General features: G+C 70.6%; 18 protein-coding genes, 2 tRNA genes and 1 pseudogene. 6 read left to right on the top strand and 15 right to left on the bottom strand.

Annotated features, from left to right (window positions below; genetic code table 11):
• Positions 1-55 precede the first annotated feature (55 nt).
• Both GGQ54_RS15345 and GGQ54_RS15340 read left to right on the top strand, forming a co-directional pair.
• Positions 56-292 (top strand): Lrp/AsnC family transcriptional regulator, encoded by a 237-nt coding sequence (locus GGQ54_RS15345; RefSeq protein ID WP_179446650.1) that lies wholly within the window; start codon positions 56-58, stop codon positions 290-292.
• 28 nt (positions 293-320) lie between these two features.
• The gene (locus GGQ54_RS15340; protein WP_179446151.1) at positions 321-806 is read left to right on the top strand and encodes a DUF3515 family protein; all 486 of its coding nucleotides are present in this window, start codon (positions 321-323) and stop codon (positions 804-806) included.
• Between the two features lie 4 nt (positions 807-810).
• Here the strand turns inward: GGQ54_RS15340 and GGQ54_RS15335 are convergent, their stop codons facing one another.
• Genes GGQ54_RS15335 through GGQ54_RS15325 form a run of 3 tightly spaced genes read right to left on the bottom strand, consistent with a single transcriptional unit; the run spans position 811 to position 3746 of the window.
• Positions 811-1929, bottom strand: coding sequence for a D-alanine--D-alanine ligase (locus GGQ54_RS15335; RefSeq protein ID WP_179446150.1), 1119 nt, complete (start codon positions 1927-1929; stop codon positions 811-813).
• Between the two features lie 39 nt (positions 1930-1968).
• Positions 1969-2958: an NAD(P)H-dependent glycerol-3-phosphate dehydrogenase gene (locus GGQ54_RS15330; protein ID WP_179446149.1), complete on the bottom strand. Its 990-nt coding sequence runs from the start codon at positions 2956-2958 to the stop codon at positions 1969-1971.
• Complete coding sequence (locus GGQ54_RS15325) at positions 2955-3746, bottom strand: lysophospholipid acyltransferase family protein (RefSeq protein WP_179446148.1); 792 nt, start codon at positions 3744-3746, stop codon at positions 2955-2957. The genes GGQ54_RS15330 and GGQ54_RS15325 overlap by 4 nt, the downstream gene beginning before the upstream one ends.
• A 69-nt stretch (positions 3747-3815) precedes the next feature.
• Between GGQ54_RS15325 and cofC the strand changes: the two genes are divergently transcribed.
• The gene (cofC, locus tag GGQ54_RS15320) at positions 3816-4454 is read left to right on the top strand and encodes a 2-phospho-L-lactate guanylyltransferase (protein ID WP_179446147.1); all 639 of its coding nucleotides are present in this window, start codon (positions 3816-3818) and stop codon (positions 4452-4454) included.
• A gap of 107 nt (positions 4455-4561) precedes the next feature.
• Here the strand turns inward: cofC and GGQ54_RS15315 are convergent, their stop codons facing one another.
• From GGQ54_RS15315 to leuC, 3 genes are all read right to left on the bottom strand, one after another.
• Positions 4562-5203 carry an HU family DNA-binding protein gene (locus GGQ54_RS15315; protein WP_179446146.1) on the bottom strand — a complete coding sequence of 214 codons (642 nt, stop codon included), beginning with the start codon at positions 5201-5203 and terminating at the stop codon, positions 4562-4564.
• A gap of 165 nt (positions 5204-5368) precedes the next feature.
• The gene (gene leuD, locus GGQ54_RS15310; protein WP_179446145.1) at positions 5369-5974 is read right to left on the bottom strand and encodes a 3-isopropylmalate dehydratase small subunit; all 606 of its coding nucleotides are present in this window, start codon (positions 5972-5974) and stop codon (positions 5369-5371) included.
• A gap of 20 nt (positions 5975-5994) precedes the next feature.
• On the bottom strand, positions 5995-7410 hold the full coding sequence (leuC, locus tag GGQ54_RS15305; protein ID WP_179446144.1) for a 3-isopropylmalate dehydratase large subunit: 1416 nt from the start codon (positions 7408-7410) through the stop codon (positions 5995-5997).
• A gap of 119 nt (positions 7411-7529) precedes the next feature.
• On the opposite strand from leuC, the gene GGQ54_RS15300 reads away from it, so the two are divergent.
• Positions 7530-8249, top strand: a complete 720-nt coding sequence (locus GGQ54_RS15300) for an IclR family transcriptional regulator (protein ID WP_179446143.1) — start codon at positions 7530-7532, stop codon at positions 8247-8249.
• Here the strand turns inward: GGQ54_RS15300 and GGQ54_RS15295 are convergent, their stop codons facing one another.
• The 6 genes from GGQ54_RS15295 to GGQ54_RS15270 form a co-directional block, all read right to left on the bottom strand.
• Entirely contained in the window at positions 8250-9860 is a 1611-nt protein-coding gene (locus tag GGQ54_RS15295) for a DASS family sodium-coupled anion symporter (RefSeq protein ID WP_218843893.1), read from the bottom strand.
• Between the two features lie 155 nt (positions 9861-10015).
• Positions 10016-10091, bottom strand: a tRNA-Glu gene (locus GGQ54_RS15290).
• Between the two features lie 68 nt (positions 10092-10159).
• A tRNA-Gln gene (locus tag GGQ54_RS15285) sits at positions 10160-10231 on the bottom strand.
• Positions 10232-10298: 67 nt separating this feature from the next.
• Entirely contained in the window at positions 10299-11234 is a 936-nt protein-coding gene (locus GGQ54_RS15280) for a CPBP family intramembrane glutamic endopeptidase (protein ID WP_179446142.1), read from the bottom strand.
• Entirely contained in the window at positions 11215-12735 is a 1521-nt protein-coding gene (gltX, locus tag GGQ54_RS15275) for a glutamate--tRNA ligase (RefSeq protein ID WP_179446141.1), read from the bottom strand. Before gltX ends, GGQ54_RS15280 begins: the two co-directional genes overlap by 20 nt.
• Positions 12732-13595, bottom strand: a complete 864-nt coding sequence (locus GGQ54_RS15270; RefSeq protein WP_179446140.1) for a fumarylacetoacetate hydrolase family protein — start codon at positions 13593-13595, stop codon at positions 12732-12734. Before GGQ54_RS15270 ends, gltX begins: the two co-directional genes overlap by 4 nt.
• 65 nt (positions 13596-13660) lie before the next feature.
• On the opposite strand from GGQ54_RS15270, the gene GGQ54_RS15265 reads away from it, so the two are divergent.
• The gene (locus tag GGQ54_RS15265; RefSeq protein ID WP_179446139.1) at positions 13661-14950 is read left to right on the top strand and encodes a thymidine phosphorylase; all 1290 of its coding nucleotides are present in this window, start codon (positions 13661-13663) and stop codon (positions 14948-14950) included.
• 17 nt (positions 14951-14967) lie between these two features.
• On the opposite strand, the pseudogene GGQ54_RS17215 reads toward GGQ54_RS15265, so the two are convergent.
• Positions 14968-15150: pseudogene (locus GGQ54_RS17215) on the bottom strand (hypothetical protein); the annotation flags it as partial.
• Positions 15069-16310: an MFS transporter gene (locus tag GGQ54_RS15260; RefSeq protein WP_179446138.1), complete on the bottom strand. Its 1242-nt coding sequence runs from the start codon at positions 16308-16310 to the stop codon at positions 15069-15071. The gene GGQ54_RS15260 and the pseudogene GGQ54_RS17215, both read right to left, overlap by 82 nt.
• A gap of 60 nt (positions 16311-16370) precedes the next feature.
• Between GGQ54_RS15260 and GGQ54_RS15255 the strand changes: the two genes are divergently transcribed.
• Positions 16371-16727, top strand: a complete 357-nt coding sequence (locus GGQ54_RS15255) for a MerR family transcriptional regulator (RefSeq protein WP_179446137.1) — start codon at positions 16371-16373, stop codon at positions 16725-16727.
• A gap of 10 nt (positions 16728-16737) precedes the next feature.
• On the opposite strand, the gene GGQ54_RS15250 is transcribed toward GGQ54_RS15255, so the two are convergent.
• The gene (locus GGQ54_RS15250; protein WP_179446136.1) at positions 16738-17382 is read right to left on the bottom strand and encodes a DUF1707 SHOCT-like domain-containing protein; all 645 of its coding nucleotides are present in this window, start codon (positions 17380-17382) and stop codon (positions 16738-16740) included.
• Between the last annotated feature and the right edge of the window lie 8 nt (positions 17383-17390).

Below are 17390 nucleotides of genomic sequence, written 5' to 3'. Positions count from 1 at the left end.
CGGTAGCGTGGCGGCAGCCCGGCGGGTCCGGGCGCGTTGAGACATGGAGGTTCCGATGGTGGTGCAGGCCTACGTTCTGGTCCAGACGGCGGTTGGCAAGGCGGCCGAGGTCGCGGAGGCGATCCGGCAGATCTCCGGTGTCACCCAGGCCGACGACGTGACGGGCCCGTACGACGTGATCGTCCGCGTCGAGGCGCCCAATGTCGACGACCTCGGTTCGCTCGTGGTGGCCAAGGTCCAGGTGGTGCCCGGGATCACCCGCACGGTGACCTGCCCGGTCGTCAACATCTGACCCGCTACCGGTGCGGGACCGCACACCGATGAATCCACACGGGCGGCACCGCACGGGCGGTGGCGCCCTACCGACCGTGCTGTCGGCCCTGGCCGCGCTGCCGATCCTGGCCGGATGTGCCGGACCGGTGGACATCGCCGAGCCACAACCGAAAGCGGCCGCGGCGCAGGCCTGCGCGAAGATGATCGCGGACCTGCCGCCGACCGTGGGCGGCCAGGACCGTCGCGAGGCGCGGCCCGGCCGGACCGGTGCGGCCTGGGGAAACCCGGCGATCGTGCTGACCTGCGGTGGCGAACTGCCGGCCGGGGCCGGCCCCGACGCTCAGTGTTTCGAGGTGAACCAGGTCGGCTGGTACGCCGAGGAGTCCGAGCAGGGGTGGACGTTCACCACCCTCGGGCGGCTCACCCCGGTCCAGGTGACGGTGCCCCCGGAGTACGCGCCGGAGGCCAATGTGCTGGTCGATCTCGCCCGGCCGATCACCGACCATGTGCCGCAGGAGCGCCCCTGCGTCTGACGTCTCAGCGCAGGCCGGCCGGGCGCCCGAGCGCCTGGGACACCAAGGTGTCGATCTGCTCGGCGAAGTCGATGGCTCCGGCCTCGAACACCTTCGGGAACATCGAGGTGGGGGTGAAGCCGGGCAGCGTGTTGATCTCGTTGATCATCACCCGGCCCTCGCGGGTGAGGAACGAGTCCACGCGCGCCAGCCCCTCGCAACCGAGCAGTTCGAACACCCGCAGGGCCTGCTGTTGCAGACGTTCGGTGACGTCATCGGGCACCTCGGCCGGCACCTGGATGGAGACCTCGTCGCCCGGGGTGTACTTGGACTCGTAGTCGTAGAAGCCGTCCTTGCCGTGCATGATCACCTCGCCGACCACCGAGACCCGCGGCGGACCGTCGGGCCCCTGCAGCACCCCGCACTCGAGCTCGCGGGCGTCGACGAAGCCCTCCTCGATGATCACCTTCGGATCGTGCCGCCGGGCCTCCTCGATCGCGGCCGGCAGCTCCCCGGCGGTCGCGACCCGGCTGATCCCCCGGCTCGAGCCGGCGCGAGCGGGCTTGACGAACACCGGAAGGGTGAGCGCGCCGACGGCATCCAGCGCCGCGGCCCGGTCGGTGGTCCATTCCTCGGGCGTGATCACCACGAACGGTCCCACGGGTACGCCGGCCGCCTTCAACATCAACTTCATCAGATGCTTGTCCATGCAGACGGCGCTCGCGGCGACTCCCGATCCGGTGTAGCGCAGCCCGGCGGTCTCGCAGACCCCCTGGACGGTCCCGTCCTCGCCGCCCGGCCCGTGCATGATGATCATCGCCACGTCCAGCGGCTCACTGCCCGAGCCGTCGGTCATCGCCAGCACCGGCCCGTTGGCTGTCGGCACCAGGGCAACCTCCGGCCCCGTGCCGTCGAGCTCGGGCAGCCTGCCGTCGACGATCCGCAGCCGCTCGATGTCGGCGGGAGCGACCCGGGTCCAACGGCCGTCGGTCGCGACCCCGATCCCGGTCACCTGGTAGCGGTCGGTGTCGATCGCCCGGACAACCCCGGCGGCGCCCAGGCAGGAGACGCCGTGCTCGCTGCTCGCGCCGCCGAAGATCAGCCCTACCCGGATCGGTCGGTCGGGTCGCTGCTGGTTCGTCACGAGGGCGACCCTAGCCGATGCCGAAGCCGCGTTCTGGCGTCATCGCTCGGGCTTGACGCTGCGCGCCATCAGCGCGTCGATGACCTCGTCCGCGGTCAGTTCGCCCTCGACGACGGGCGCCACCCGCGACACGATCGGCAGTTCGACACCGAGTTCATCGGCCAGCGCGGCCAGCGAACCCGAGGTGGGAATGCCCTCGATCACGCCGGAGCTGGCGGCGAGCGCGTCAGCCACCGACATGCCGCGGCCGAGCCGCTCGCCGAAGCCGCGGTTGCGCGACAGCGGCGAGTAACAGGTGGCGACCAGATCACCGACCCCGGCCAGGCCGGCGAAGGTGTGCGGATCCGCGCCGAGCGCCTCACCGAGCCGGGTGGCCTCGGCCAGTCCGCGCGTCATCGTCGTACCGACCAGGTTGTCGCCGAGGCCTCGGCCGATGATCATCCCGACCGCCATCGCGATCGGGTTCTTGGCGGCACCGGCCAGCTCGCAGCCGACCACATCGTCGTTGGTGTAAGGGCGGAACGACGGGCTGCGCAGGGCATGCTGCACCCGCAGCGTGATCTCGGGATCGAAACCGGCGACGACCGCCCCGGTGGGCAGGCGGGCCGCAATCTCCCGGGCCAGGTTCGGGCCGGCGATCACGGCGAGGCGTTCGGCCGCCACCCCGGACTCGATGATCACCTCGCTCATCCGGGCGCCGGTGCCGGCCTCCAGGCCCTTCGCCGCGGAGACGATGACCGCCTCGGTCGGCAGCGACCACCGGGCGAGGCTGGACCGCAGAGCCTGGGCCGGTACCGCGAGCACGACCAGGTCGGCGGACTCGCAGGCGTCGTCGGCGGAGGTGGTCGCCCGCACCCGGTCGGGCAGCGTGATGCCCGGCAGGTAACGCTCGTTGGTGTGCCGCTGGTTGATCTCGGCGACCTGGTCGGGCCGCCGCCCCTGCAGCACCACCGTGTGCCCGGCATCGCTGAGCACGATCGCGAGCGCGGTTCCGAAGGCGCCGGCACCGAGGACTGCGGCGCGGGTCATCTGCCGGCCGCCCTGGGGCCCACCCGCCGGCCGAGCCGCAGGTCCCACCGACCGGCCGGCGGCTCGGTCTCGCGCAACTGCGCCACCAGGCCGGTGATCGCGTCGGTGATCCGCTCGGTGGCGGTGATCAGGGTGCCGGCGTCCAACGGGCGTTCCCGAAGATCGTCGAGCGGGACCGGGTCGCCGGCGATCAGGCGCATCGTCCTGCGCGGCCACAGCCGCGGCCAGGTCAGGCGCTTGCCGGGCAGCACCTCCTGGGCTCCCCACTGGCCGACGGGAATCACGGGCGCCCCGGTCTCGAGCGCCAGGCGCGCCGCCCCGGTGCGGCCGGTCATCGGCCAGCCCTCCGGATCGGCGGTGATGGTGCCTTCGGGATAGATCGTCACCGACTTCCCCTCGCCGAGCGCGGCCGCCGCCTCCGCCAGCGCGGTGCCCCCGTCGGCGGCCCCCCGCTGCACGCGGATCTGGCCGCAGGCGCGGGCGATCGCGCCCAGCACCGGGGTCCGGAAGATCGCGTCCTTGGCGAGGAAGCGTGGCCAGCGACCGGACCACGCCAGGTAGTGGCCATAGGCGAGCGGATCGAAGTTGGAGATGTGGTTGACCACGAAGATCGCCGGCCCCGAGCGCGGGATCTTGTCCTGCGCACGCCAGTCGCGCCGGGTGATCCGGCGCAGCAGCGCGGCGAGAATGCCGACCGTCCGGCGCAGGCCTGGCTCGGCCGGCTCGGTGTTCACGCGATCCAGCGGGGCGGCGGCCGGGTCCGGCCCGACCGGTGAGCGATGCGGCATGTTCTCCTTCGGCTGCGGTCGGCTCCACTGTAGGAGATCCGGTTCTTCGCCACATGGCAAGATCGTCCGGTGCCCAGTGCGACCGACAATCACCCGTTCGGCGCGGTCGTCGCGTTGAAGGCCCTCGGCCGGGCGAAGACGAGGATCGGTGGCGATCCACGGCTGCGGGAACGGCTCGCGATGGCAATGTTGCTGGACACGGTCGGCGCCCTCCAGCGCGTCGCCGAACGGATCGTCGTCGTCGGGGTCGGCCTCGCACCGGTCACCGCCGAGGTACCCGTCGAAGTGGTCGAGGATCCGGGCCAGGATCTGAATGCCGCCCTGATCGTCGGCGCGGATCGCCTGCTCAGGCAGGGATCGGGCAATGTCCTGGCCTGTGTCGCCGACCTGCCGGCCCTGCGGCCGAGCAGCGTCGCCGCATTCGTCGGCGCCGCGCCGGACCGGTCCCGGACGTTCCTTCGCGATGCCGCGGGTACGGGCTCGACCATGCTGTTCGGGCGGGCGTTGCGTACCGGAAACGATCTTCAACCGGGCTTCGAGGGCGCCTCGGCGCTGCGGCATCTGCGATCCGGCGCGCTCGATCCGGGGGGTGCGTGGCCGGATGCGCGGCTGGATGTCGACACGATCGCCGACCTCCGCCGGGCCGCCGACCTCGGACTGGGGCCGGCGACCCGCCCCCTGTTGGAGATGATCACCGGAACCGGCTGACGGCGTCGATCCGCCGGGCAGACGCCGGTCCGAGGATGATCGATGTCTCGGAGATGCCGGCGGCGGCCCGGATCATCCGGGCCGCCGCGGCGGAGATGGTGCTGCGATCAGGAACGACGCGCGCTCTTGCGCGCGGGCGCCTTCCGGGTCGCGGTGGCGCGCGTGGTCGCGCGGGCGGCGCTGGTCTTCTTGGCCGGAGTCGCCTTCTTCGCAGTCGCCTTCTTGGCGGTCGTCTTGCTCGCCGTCGTCTTCTTGGCGGTGGCGCGGGCCGTGGTCGCCTTCTTGGCGGTCGCCTTGCTGGCGGTCTTCTTGGCCGGGGTGGCCTTCTTCGTCGCCGTCTTGCTCGCGCTCGCCTTGCTCGCGGCCGTCTTGCTCGCGGCCGTCTTGCTCGCGGCCGTCTTGCTCGCGGTTGCCTTCGCCGTGGACCTGGTGGCGGTCGCCGTCTTCGCCGCAGTCGCGCGCGGGGCCTTCTTCTCCCCCGACACATAGGCCTTCAGCTCGGTGCCCGCCCGGAACCGCGGAACGTTGGTCGCCTTGGCGCGCTTGCGCTCGCCGGTCCGCGGGTTGCGCACCATCCGGGAGGGACGGCGCACCTTCTCGAACACGCCGAAGCCGGTGATCGATACGCGGCCATCCTTGGCCGTCGAGAAGATGATCGTCTCGACGACGGCATTGAGCGCGCGCCCCGCCTCGGCCTTGTTGCCGTCGAATTGCGGCGCCAGTGCTTCGATCAGTTCAGCCTTGTTCACGGTTTCCTCTTAGTCCTAAGGCACCCTGCTGGTCAGGGTTGCGGAGCATTCGGCCCGAATGCTGGCACTCACGCTAAACAGTGCAATCGCACATGACAAATACCGACATGCCGAGTCGCGATCATGTCGGCGGGGTCAGCGGTGATGATCGCCGGCGCCGCGGCCTCAGGAACCGCTGGCCGCCGGCAGCGTGCTCGGCTTGAACGGCAGGCGTCTTCCTTCGTAGGCAGTGATGTCGGACTCGTTGCGCAGGGTCAGCGCGACATCGTCCAGTCCCTCCATCAGCCGCCACCGGGTGTAGTCGTCGATCTCGAAGTCGATCGTCCAACCGGCGACCGTGATCGTCCGGTGCTCAAGATCAACAGTGATCTCGAGCGACGGGTCGCCCGCCACCAGTTCCTGGAGCTTGTGCACATCGGATTCGTCGATCACCGCGATCACGAGTCCGGCCTTGCCCGAGTTGTTGCGGAAGATGTCGCCGAAGCGGGATCCGATCACCACCCGGAAGCCGTGGTCCATCAGGGCCCACACCGCGTGTTCGCGCGAGGAGCCCGTGCCGAAGTCCGGGCCCGGGATCAGGATCGTCGCACCTTCGTGGGCCGGGTCGTTCAGCACGAACGACGGGTCGTTGCGCCAGGCCGAGAACAGACCGTCGGCGAATCCGGTACGCGTGACCCGCTTGAGGTACACGGCCGGGATGATCTGGTCGGTGTCGACATTGCTGCGGCGCAGCGGCACAGCGGTCCCGGTGTGCGTGGTGATTGCTTCCATGATCAATTCCTCGCGATTCTTCAGACGAGCGACGGTTGGGCAAGATCGGCGGGCGAGGCGAGCCGGCCGACCACCGCGGTCGCCGCCGCAACGGCCGGCGAGACCAGATGGGTCCGGCCGCCCTTGCCCTGCCGGCCCTCGAAATTGCGATTCGAGGTGGAGGCGGCCCGCTCACCGGGCGCGAGCTGGTCCGGATTCATCCCCAGACACATGGAACATCCGGCGGCCCGCCACTCCGCACCGGCAGCGAGGAAGATCTTGTCCAGGCCCTCGGCCTCGGCCTGCAGCCGGACCCGGGCGGAGCCGGGAACGACCAGCATGCGCACCCCGTCGGCGACGCGGTGCCCGTCGATCACCTGCGCGGCCAGCCGCAGATCCTCCATCCGTCCGTTGGTGCACGAGCCGACGAAGACGGTGTCGACACCGATCTCGCGCATCGGCGTACCCGCGGCCAGGCCCATGTACTCCAGCGCACGCTCGGCGGCGTGGCGCTCCACCTCGTCGGTGAAGCTCGTGGGATCGGGCACGGCCTCGCCGAGTGCGACGCCCTGGCCGGGATTGGTGCCCCAGGTGACGAACGGCGAGAGATCGCTGACGTCGAGATCGACCTCGACGTCGAAGGAGGCGTCATCATCGGTACGAAGCGTTCGCCAGTAGGCCTTTGCGGCCTCCCACTGCTTGCCCTCGGGGGCATGCGGGCGACCCTCGAGATAGGCGAAGGTCGTCTCGTCCGGGGCGATCATGCCGGCCTTCGCCCCCCATTCGATGCTCATGTTGCAGATCGTCATCCGGCCCTCCATCGAGAGCCGCTCGATCACCGGGCCGCGATACTCCACCACATAGCCCGCGCCGCCGCCGGTCCCGACCTTGGCGATCAACGCCAACACGACGTCCTTGGCGGTCACCCCTTCGGCCAGCTCCCCGGTGACGTTGACCGCCATCGTCTTCGGACGCGCCTGCGGCAGGGTCTGGGTGGCCAACACATGCTCGACCTCCGAGGTCCCGATACCGAACGCCAGCGCGCCGAACGCCCCGTGGGTGGAGGTGTGCGAATCACCACAGACCACGGTCATCCCCGGCTGGGTCAGCCCGAGCCAGGGCCCGATGATGTGCACGACGCCCTGGTCGGGGTCGCCCAAGCTGTGGATCCGGACGCCGAACTCGGCGGCATTGCGGCGCAGGGTGTCGACCTGGGTACGCGAGGTCGGGTCGGCGATCGGCTTGTCGATGTCCAGCGTCGGAGTGTTGTGATCCTCCGTGGCCAGGGTGAGATCGGGTCGGCGTACCGTCCGGCCGGCCTGCCGCAGGCCGTCGAAGGCCTGCGGGCTGGTCACCTCGTGCACGAGATGGAGGTCGATGAAGAGCAGGTCGGGCTCCCCCGGCGCGGACCGCACCACATGGTCCTCCCACAGCTTGTCGCTCAGCGTCTTGCCCATCGCTTCCTCTCCTCGTCCCCGATCCTGCGGCACCCGGTGCCGTTCCGGCTCATCGCAATCCTGCTCGTCCGTCGGTGCCGCCAGTTGCATTCCAGCATCCGAGACGGCAGTATCATCACATGGACAACACTAGCGGCGTCGGCGTTCTCGACAAAGCGGCCGTCGTCTTGACGGCTCTGGAGGGTGGGCCGACCACCCTCGCCGGGCTGGTCAGCGCGACGGGGCTGGCCCGCCCCACCGCGCACCGCCTCGCGGTGGCGCTGGAGCACCACCGGCTCGTCGGCCGCGACCTGCAGGGCCGGTTCGTCCTCGGGCCGCGGCTGGCCGAACTGGCCTCGGCGGCCGGTGAGGATCGTCTGCTGGCCACCGCCGGGCCGGTGCTCGCGCGATTGCGCGACATCACGGGCGAGTCGGCCCAACTGTTCCGCCGGCAGAACGAGTTCCGGGTGTGCGTGGCCGCCGCCGAGCGAAGCTCCGGGCTGCGCGACACGGTGCCGATCGGCTCCCAGCTCACCATGCAGGCGGGCTCGGCCGCCCAGGTGCTGCTTGCCTGGGAGGAGCCCGACCGGATGCAGCGCGGGCTGCGCGATGCCCGCTTCTCCGCGGCCGCACTGTCCAATGTCCGGCGGCGCGGCTGGGCCCAGTCGGTTGCCGAGCGCGAGTCCGGGGTGGCCTCGGTCTCGGCGCCGGTACGCTCCCCCAGCGGCAAGGTGATCGCCGCGGTCAGCGTGTCGGGCCCGGTCGAGCGACTGACCCGTCAGCCCGGCCGGATGCACGCGCCGGCGGTGATCGCGGCCGCCGACCGGCTCAGCGAGGTGTTGCGCCGGTCCGGCGAATGATCAACCGCCGAGGAAGGCGAGCGGGATGAGCGCCATGCCGAGCAGCGTGATCACGACGATGCCGATCACGTTCAGCCACAGGCCGCCCTTCACCATCTGCCCCACGGTCACATAACCGGAGCCGTAGGCGATGGCATTCGGCGGCGTCGCGACCGGCAGCATGAACGCGCAGGTGGCCGCGAGCGCGACCGGCACGGTGAGCATCAGCAGCGGCTGGTCGAGGCCGATGGCGAGCCCGGCCACCAACGGCAGCACCGAGGCCGCGGTCGCCGTGTTCGAGGTCAGCTCGGTCAGGAAGATGACACCGGCGACCAGGACGGCGACGAGCGCGATCGTCGGCAGGAAGCCGAGTCCCTGGGCACGCTCACCGACCCAGGCCGTGAGGCCGCTGTCGGTGAACTGGGACGACAGCGCCAGGCCCCCGCCGAAGAGCAGCAGCACGCCCCACGGCAATTGCACGGCGCTGTGCCAGTCCAGCAACCGGACCCCCTTCGCCGCACCCGCCGGGAGGATGAACAACAGCACGCCGACGGCCATCGCGATGCCGGCATCCGACAGCGGCGGGCTGTCGAAGATCAGCGGCAATGCAACCCAGGCGATCACGGCGAGCACGAAGATCGCCAGGACCCGCTTCTCCCCCGACGACATCGGACCGAGCTTGCGCAGTTCCTCACTCATCAGCTCCCGACCGCCGGGGATCTCGGAGATCTCGGGCCGGAACAACACCTTGGTCAACAACAACCAGGTCACCACGAGCATGATCAGCGCGATCGGCAGGCCGACCAGCATCCACTGCCCGAAGCCGATCTGGATGTCGTAGTTGCTGGACAAGAAGCCGACCAGGAAGGCATTCGGCGGCGTGCCGATGATGGTCGCGAGGGAGCCGATCGACGCGGCGTAGGCGATACCGAGCATCAGCGCGGTGCCGAAATTGGAGCGGACGACCTCCTCCTTGACCGCCGGTGAGGTCGGATCCGGATCCTCGACGGCCGACGACCCCTGGCTTTCCTCCCGACCGGCACCCCGGTCGACCCGCCGCGCGAGCCCCGTCGCGAGCATCAGCACGGAGACCCCGATCGGCAGCATCATCACCGCGGTCGCGGTGTTCGACACCCACATGGACAAGAAGCCGGTGGCGAGCATGAAGCCGGCGACGACCATCGGCGGCCTGGTGCCCATCAGGCGCACGGTCGTCAGCGCGATCCGCCGGTGCAGGTTCCAGCGCTGCATGGCCAGGGCGAGCAGGAAACCGCCCATGAACAAGAAGATGATGTTGTTGCCGTAGGACGCGCCGACATCGTCGAACTTGACCTCGGTGAACGCGGGGAAGATCACCAACGGCACCAGCGCGGTCGCCGGGATCGGGATCGCCTCGGTCATCCACCACACCGCCATCAGCGCAGCGGTCGCGGCCGTCAGCCGGCCGGCAGGTCCGAGATCGGCGGGCAGCACGAAGTAGATCAACACGGCAACGCCCACGCCGACCCCGAGGCCGATCCAGCGGATGCGCCGACGCTGGTCGGCCGGCTCCTGCTCGCCCGGGGATCGCCCCTGCCGTTCGGTCTCGGTGAACTCGGTCTGTTCCCCGTAGCGGTCGGTGTGTTCGGACACGATGCGCTCCCCTCGGCGACGTCGGCGTGGGTGAGGCACCACCCTAGTGCCGTGCGCCGCGGCGCGAACCAGCAGGGATTGCGGGTGCGGGACGGAGCCGCGCAACCCCGAAGACGTCACCAGGGCCCCAGCGGTTCGCTGGGACCCTGGTGATCTGGTAGCCCCGACGGGATTCGAACCCGCGCTACCGCCTTGAGAGGGCGGCGTGCTAGGCCGCTACACAACGGGGCCAGATGTCGCTCGAGGCGACCGACAGAGCGTACCGGACGCGGTCTCCCGCCGCCAATTCGCGCTGTTCGCTGGGGTACTAGGACTCGAACCTAGACTAACTGAACCAGAATCAGTCGGGCTGCCAATTACCCCATACCCCATCTGCCTGACATCACTGCCGAGGCAGGCGATCACCGGCCCCTGGGGGTCCGGCAACGACGGCTAACGTTACTCGATTCCGCGCGGAGCGGCCAAATCGCTGCGGACCGGTACGCCGAGCACCCGCGCGGCGAGCACCGCGAGCACCGCGAAGACGGCATAGCCCACCAGGCCGAGCAGCGCCTCGGCCGGCGCCATCGCGGTCATGGTTCGCGCGGCGGGCAACGTGGCGGTGACCGCGGCCAGCCCGAGCGCAGCGAGATTGTTCAGCACGTGGGCGGCGATCGCCGCCTCGAGCCCACCGGTCAGCCAGACCAGGATCCCCATCACCACACCGAAACCGAACCGGTTGGCGAACAGCCACGGGTCCTGGGCGCCGTGCAGGGCCGCGAAGATCAGCGCCGGACCCACCACGCCCAGCCAGGGCCCGGACACCAACGCCCCGAGGGTCTGGGCGAGAAACCCGCGGAAGACGAGCTCCTCGGCGGCGGCCTGCAGCGGGGAGGTGGCGACGATGATCACCGCGAACCAGGCGAAGTCGGCCGGCGGTGCCGGCTGCGGGCGCGCCAGCAGGGTCACGGCCACGACCGGTGCGAGGACCACGGCGGCCAGGACGGTCGAGGCGACCAGCCAGCGCCCGCGTACCCGACCGCGGACCGAGACCAGCCAGCCCGGCCGCACCCGCAGCACGGTGACGGCCAGCAGGACCGGGATCAGCGCCGTGGCCGCGATCGCGACATTCGTGGCGAACAGGCCGAGCGGCGTCTCGAAGGCGAGCCCGGCGGCCAGGGCTGCCGCAAGCTCCCCGGGGCGCCCGGCGGCCAGCCAGCCCAGCGCCAGGATCCCCTGTGCCAGCAGCGAGACCACCAGCACGAACCCGGCGACGGTGAACAGGGCACAGAAGATCAACAGCCGCGCCGGATGGGCGCCGGTGCGCAGCAGTTGGGGGTACGCCGCGGCGGGCGCCACCGGGCGGGCTACCGGCTCAGCCGGCGGATTCGGCATCGGCGGCGAGCCCGTCCAACGCCCGGTCGATCCGGGCCAGCGCCGAGTCGCGACCGAGCAGCTCCAGCGACTCGAACAGCGGCGGCGAGATCCGGGAACCGGTGACGGCCGTGCGTACCGGCCCGAAGGCGTGCCGCGGCTTCAGCCCCAGATCGTCGACGAGCGCGGTGCGCAGCGCCTCCTCGATCGACGCATGATCGAAATCGGGCAGCCCGGCCAGCGCGTCGCGCGCCGCCTGCAGGGTGTCGGCATCGCCTGGCTTGAGCGCCGCGTCGCTGCCGATGGTGATCTGATCGTCGGCGCGGAACAGGAAGCCCGCCATGCCGACGGCCTCGGACAGCGTGTTGATCCGCTCCGCGATCAGCGGCACGACGCCGGCCAGCAGTCGGGCCTGGTCATCGGTCGGCGGGTCGGCGATCAGGCCGGCCTCGGCGAGGAAGGGCGTCACGGCGGCGGCGAGTTGATCATGGTCGAGCATCCGGATGTGCGCGGCATTGATCGCGAGCGCCTTCTTCGGGTCGAACCGGGCCGCGTTGGCGTTCACCCGTCGGATGTCGAAGGCCTCGATCATCTCGCGCATGGTGAACACATCGCGGTCGTCGGCGATCGCCCAGCCGAGCAGCGCCAGATAGTTGAGCAGCCCCTCGGGCAGATAGCCCGCCTCCCGATAGTCGGCCAGGCCGCCGCCGGGATCGCGCTTGGACAGCTTCTTGTTGCCCTCCCCCATCACGAACGGCAGATGCCCGAAGCGCGGCACCGCGCCGTCGGTCACGCCGACCTCGCCCAGCGCGCGATACATCACCAACTGGCGCGGGGTGGAGGACAACAGGTCCTCCCCGCGCAGCACATGGGTGATCTTCATCAGCGCGTCGTCGACCGGATTGACCAGCGTGTAGAGCGGGTGGCCGTTGGCCCGGACGATCGCATAGTCCGGCACGTGCTCGGAGGAGAACGACACGGGCCCGCGGACCAGATCGTCGAAGCCGAGCTCGCCGTCGGGCACCCGCATCCGGATCACCGGCGAGCGGCCCTCGGCCCGGTACGCGGCGCGCTGGTCCTCGGTCAGGTCGCGGCAGTGCCCGTCGTAACCGGACGGCGCCCCCTTGGGTCGCGCCTTCGCGCGCTCCTCGATCTCGGCCGGGGTGCAGAAACATTCGTACGCCTGCCCGCCCGCGAGCAGTTTCGCGACGACATCGCGATAGATCTCGCCGCGCTCGGACTGCAGGTAGGGCGCGTAGGGGCCGTCGACCTCGGGCCCCTCGTCCCAGTCGATGCCGAGCCAGCGCAGCGCCTCGATGGTGCCGCGCATCGACTCCGCGGTGGAACGCTCGGTGTCGGTGTCCTCGATCCGCAGCACCAGCGTGCCGCCGTGGTGGCGCGCGAAGGCCCAGTTGAACAGTGCGCTGCGGACGTTGCCCACGTGCAGGTTGCCGGTCGGCGAGGGCGGGAAGCGGACGCGCACCTGCTGCGGGGCGAGGTCGCCGAGGACCGGATCGCTCATTTCGCTTCCTTCTCCTGCTCGTCCGGCTGTTCGGTCTTCCGCCCGCTGCTGATCGCGCTCGAGCCGGGTTCGCCGACCGTATTGGTCAGGGTGCCGATCCCCTCGATGTGGACGCTGACGGTCTGTCCCGGGCGCATCTCGCCGACCCCGGCGGGCGTACCGGTCAGGATCACATCGCCGGGCAACAAGGTGGTGTAGGAGGAGATGTAGGCAACCAGGTCGGCGATCGGGTGGACCAGGTCGCGGGTGTTGCCGGCCTGGCGCTGCTCGCCGTCGACCGAGGTCGAGAGCTCCAGCTCGCCCGCCTCCTCGATCGTCAGGTGGGTGACGATCCAGGGGCCGAGCGGGCAGGAGGTGTCGAAGCCCTTGGCCCGGGCCCACTGCCCGTCGGTGCGTTGCAGGTCGCGCAGCGTGGCGTCGTTGGCGACGGTGTAGCCGAAGATCAGGTCCTGGGCGCGATCGGCCGGCACCTGCGAGCCGATCCGGCCGATCACCACGGCCAGCTCGCCCTCGAAGTGCAGTTCCTTCGCCGCCGCCGGGGCGATGATCCGGTCGTCCGGGCCGATCACGGCGGTGTTCGGCTTGAAGAAGGTCAACGGGGTGGCGGGCACCTCGTTGCCCATCTCCTTGGCGTGGTCGGCGTAGTTGCGGCCGACGCCGATCACCTTCGAGCGCGGGATCACGGGGGCGAGCAGGCGTACCGCGTCGAGCGCCAGCCGCTCGCCGGTCAACTGGACCGGCATGGCCAGCGGATCGCCGTTCAGGACGGCCACGGTGTCGGGGTGTTCGCCGTTGTCGCGGGCCAGTTCGACCAGCCCGTAGCGTGGCTCACCGCCGGTGGAGAATCGTGCAACGCGCATTTCCTCAGCCTAGCCAGCCGTGCCGCCGCGCCGCGAACGCGGAGCCCGCCGGGCATACTGCCCGGGTGAGCACCGAGCAGTCGTCCTTCGCCGTCGTCGACCTGATCCGGGCCAAGCGCGACGGTACGCCACTGAACGATGACCAGATCCGCTGGCTGATCCGCGCCTACACCGACGGCGCGGTCGCCGAGGAACAGATGTCGGCACTGGCGATGGCGATCTTCTTCAACGGCCTGACGCCGGCCGAACTCGCCACCTGGACCCGGGCCATGATCGACACCGGCGAGCGGATGGACTTCTCCGGGCTGTCCCGGCCGACGGCGGACAAGCACTCCACCGGCGGCGTCGGCGACAAGATCACTTTGCCGCTCGCGCCGCTGGTGGCCGCCTGCGGCGTCGCCGTTCCGCAGTTGTCGGGTCGCGGGCTCGGGCACACGGGCGGCACCCTGGACAAGCTGGAGGCGATCGGAGGCTGGCGGGCGTCGCTGTCGAATGCGGAGCTGTTCGCCCAGCTCGAGGACGTCGGTGCGGTGATCAGCGCCGCGGGCGCGGGCCTGGCACCCGCGGACAAGAAGCTGTACGCGCTGCGCGATGTCACCGGCACCGTCGAGTCGATCCCGCTGATCGCGAGTTCGATCATGAGCAAGAAGATCGCCGAGGGCACGGGCGCGCTGGTGCTGGACGTCAAGGTCGGCTCGGGCGCGTTCATGAAGGACGAGGCGAGCGCGCGTGAGCTGGCGTCCACGATGGTCGAGTTGGGCCGCGCGGCCGGCGTGAACACCGTCGCCCTGCTGACGGACATGGCCACCCCGCTGGGACGTTCCGTGGGCAATGCGCTGGAGGTCGCCGAATCGGTCGAGGTGCTGGCCGGGGGCGGCCCGGCGGACGTGGTCGAGCTGACGCTCGCGCTGGCTCGGGAGATGCTGGCGGCGGCCGGCGTGGCGGCCGATCCGGAGCACGCCCTCGCCTCCGGCGCGGCGATGGATGTCTGGCGGTCCATGATCAGCGCACAGGGCGGCGACCCTGATGCGGCGCTGCCGCGGGCGCGCGAGACCGAGCAGGTACGCGCGGACCGCGACGGCGTCGTCACCGGCCTGGACGCTCTCGGCGTCGGCGTGGCGGCCTGGCGGCTCGGCGCCGGGCGTACCCGCAAGGAGGACCCGGTCCAGGCCGGCGCGGGGATCGAGATCCACGCCCGGCCCGGCGACCGCGTCGCCGCGGGCGATCCCGTGCTCACCCTGCACACCGACACCCCGGAACGATTCGCGCCCGCGTTGGCCGACCTTTCCGGCGCGATCGCGATCGGCGACGCCGCACCGCACCCGCGGCCGGTGGTGATCGACCGGATCGGCTGACCAGGCGTTCGAGGGTGAACGTTGGTGACGACGTCGCGAAGGCGCGACGCCGGTGGTCGACCTCCTGCCCCGCTGTGTGGACGGTGGTAGGTGTGGTGGATGTGGCAGGCTCCGCGGGTCAGGAACGCCGCAGCCGTGGCGCCCTTCTCGTCGGCGAGTGGCTCGGTGCAGGCGAGCCGGGAGAACCCATCGACGACTGTCGGTTCCGCCCGGGCCGGTGGCTCCCTCGCCAGGCACGGGCAGCCATGACCGTCATCAGCAGGCCGCACGTGGTCAGGCCCGCTGCTACCAGGTAGATGGGCCTGGGACCAGCGGTCGAGTCGGCGATCAGCCCGCCGATCAGACCGGCGCAGGCGGCTGCGACCTGGTATCCGGAGGCGTTGACGGCCATCGCCAGCGTCGGCGCGTCGCCGGCGGTCATCATCACGCGAGCCTGCATGCCGGGGATGATCGCGAAGCCGAGGAGGCCGATCACCACAACCGCCGCCACGGTGAGCGTCGTGGAGGTCGCGACGAACCAGGTGCCGACAAGGGTTGCGGCCAGCAGGCCGAGGAGAACGGGTTGGAACAGTCGCGGGTTGCGGTCGTAGAGCGCGCCGCCGACGAGGTTGCCGATCGTCGCGCCGACGCCATAGGCAAGGAGCAGGATCGGCAGCCGGGTGCTGGGATGTCCGCCCAGATCCGTGAGCAGCGGGGCAAGGTAGCTGAACACCATGAGCACCCCGACGTTGCCGACCGCGGTGATGGCCAGCGCCGCCAGCACCGGGGCACGTCGAAGCACCCGCAGCTCCGAGACCGCCGAGGTCCGACCCTCCTCACCTGGCGACGTGAGCTGCCAGAACACCAGACCGAGCCCGAGCAGGCACGCCACGGCAATCGCAGCGAAGGTGGCGCGCCAGCCCCACTGACTGCCGATCTGGGTGCCGATGGGCGCCCCGAGGATCATGGCCAGGTTCATCCCGAACGCCAGCCGGGCAACCATGGTCCCGGCTCGCTCAGGTGGCGAGGAGGTCACCGCGATCACGATTGCCTGAGCGAAGAAGGTCGAGGTCACCAGCGCGGTGACCACCCGAGCCGCCAGCAGGAGGGAGAACTCGGGAGCCAGGGCGGAGGCCGCGTTCCCCACCCCGGCGACGGCCAGCAGGACCAGCATCAGCCGCTTCCGATCGACCCCGGCAGTCACCGCGGTGAGCAGCGGGCCACCGATGATCATGCCGACGGCGTACGCGGTGACCAACAACCCCGCGGTGCCGACGGTGACCCCGAGGTCGGAGGCGACCTCGGGCAGGATCCCGGCCACCACGAACTCCCCGGTGGTGATGCTGAAGACGCAAAACATGAGGATGACGAGCCGAAGCATGCCCCGCACGCTAAACTCTCACGTCGACGTGAGAGTCAAGTCGACACCGAAGGAATCCGGGTGAAGATCGGAGAGCTGGCAGACCGGACCGGGGTCAGCGTGCGAGCGTTGCGCTACTACGAGGAAAAGGGCGTACTGACGCCGGAACGCACTCCCAGCGGGTACCGGATCTTCGCCGAGTCAGACATCCGCACGGTGGCACACATCCAGACGCTCCTCGCCGCGGGGCTCGGCATGGATCTCATCGGCGAGATCCTGTCCTGCTTGTCCGGCGAGTCCCTGCTGCTGGACGACTGCCGCGAACGACTCGAAGCAGAGCGCCGCCGGATCACCGGCGACATCGATCAACTCGCCCACACCCGGTCACTGCTCGACGGCCTGCTCGCAACCACGCGAGCCCTGTCACGAACGCCCTGACCCGCAACAACTAGGCCGCGCCGGTGTGCCGGTCGAACCAGTTGGGTGTCCGGACGACCAGCGAGCCCATCCCGAGGCCGCCGTGGAAGAACAGCAGCGGCGAGCCCGGCGCCGGGGTCGTCGGAATCTTGGACTTCGCGCTCCCCCAGGACGAGGACAGCCGATCGAGGTTCGCGGCCCACCCCTCGGGCACGATGACCTTGATCGAACCGGCGCCGGGCAGCGATTCGATCATGATCACCTCGGCCAGCGGCCGGGCCTCCAGACAGTTCAGGATCACCGAGCCGAGGCCGCCGTCGATGCGCAGGAAGGGCGGCAACTCCCACGCGCCCCCACGGCGTACCGTCGACCAACCACCGTCGAGGCGCAACGGGTCCTGCTCGCTCATCCCCGGCGCGTGCGGCAGGCCGTCCGGCAGGGTGGCGGCGCGAGGGGCGAGCGCGGTGCCGGCCCGACCCGCCCGCGACGGTGGTTCGACCGGCAGGTCGGCGACCAGCGGATCGAGGTCGCCGAAGGTCTTGGCGGCCAGTGCCGCCTCGATCCGCTCCTCCAACTCGTCGAGATCGATCCGCCCCTCCGCGGCTGCGTCGCGCAGGATCGCCACGACTGCCTCACGTTCGGCGTGCCCGATCCGCATCCCACCGGCCCCACTCATGGGCGCAG

This window comes from Naumannella cuiyingiana, assembly GCF_013408305.1.
GTDB classification, from domain to species: domain Bacteria; phylum Actinomycetota; class Actinomycetes; order Propionibacteriales; family Propionibacteriaceae; genus Naumannella; species Naumannella cuiyingiana.
The sequence above is the reverse complement of the archived record's forward strand: the minus strand, read 5'-3'. Positions and strand labels throughout refer to the sequence as shown.

Bases quoted from the DNA above. Each gene is read 5' to 3' on its own strand.
- GGQ54_RS15340 (WP_179446151.1), top strand. From the start codon at position 321: ATGAATCCACACGGGCGGCACCGCACGGGCGGTGGCGCCCTACCGACC.
- GGQ54_RS15300 (WP_179446143.1), top strand. From the start codon at position 7,530: ATGGACAACACTAGCGGCGTCGGCGTTCTCGACAAAGCGGCCGTCGTC.
- GGQ54_RS15345 (WP_179446650.1), top strand. From the start codon at position 56: ATGGTGGTGCAGGCCTACGTTCTGGTCCAGACGGCGGTTGGCAAGGCG.
- GGQ54_RS15330 (WP_179446149.1), bottom strand. From the start codon at position 2,958: ATGACCCGCGCCGCAGTCCTCGGTGCCGGCGCCTTCGGAACCGCGCTC.
- GGQ54_RS15250 (WP_179446136.1), bottom strand. From the start codon at position 17,382: ATGAGTGGGGCCGGTGGGATGCGGATCGGGCACGCCGAACGTGAGGCA.
- GGQ54_RS15270 (WP_179446140.1), bottom strand. From the start codon at position 13,595: ATGCGCGTTGCACGATTCTCCACCGGCGGTGAGCCACGCTACGGGCTG.
- leuC (WP_179446144.1), bottom strand. From the start codon at position 7,410: ATGGGCAAGACGCTGAGCGACAAGCTGTGGGAGGACCATGTGGTGCGG.
- leuD (WP_179446145.1), bottom strand. From the start codon at position 5,974: ATGGAAGCAATCACCACGCACACCGGGACCGCTGTGCCGCTGCGCCGC.
- GGQ54_RS15280 (WP_179446142.1), bottom strand. From the start codon at position 11,234: ATGCCGAATCCGCCGGCTGAGCCGGTAGCCCGCCCGGTGGCGCCCGCC.
- gltX (WP_179446141.1), bottom strand. From the start codon at position 12,735: ATGAGCGATCCGGTCCTCGGCGACCTCGCCCCGCAGCAGGTGCGCGTC.
- GGQ54_RS15325 (WP_179446148.1), bottom strand. From the start codon at position 3,746: ATGCCGCATCGCTCACCGGTCGGGCCGGACCCGGCCGCCGCCCCGCTG.
- GGQ54_RS15260 (WP_179446138.1), bottom strand. From the start codon at position 16,310: ATGCTTCGGCTCGTCATCCTCATGTTTTGCGTCTTCAGCATCACCACC.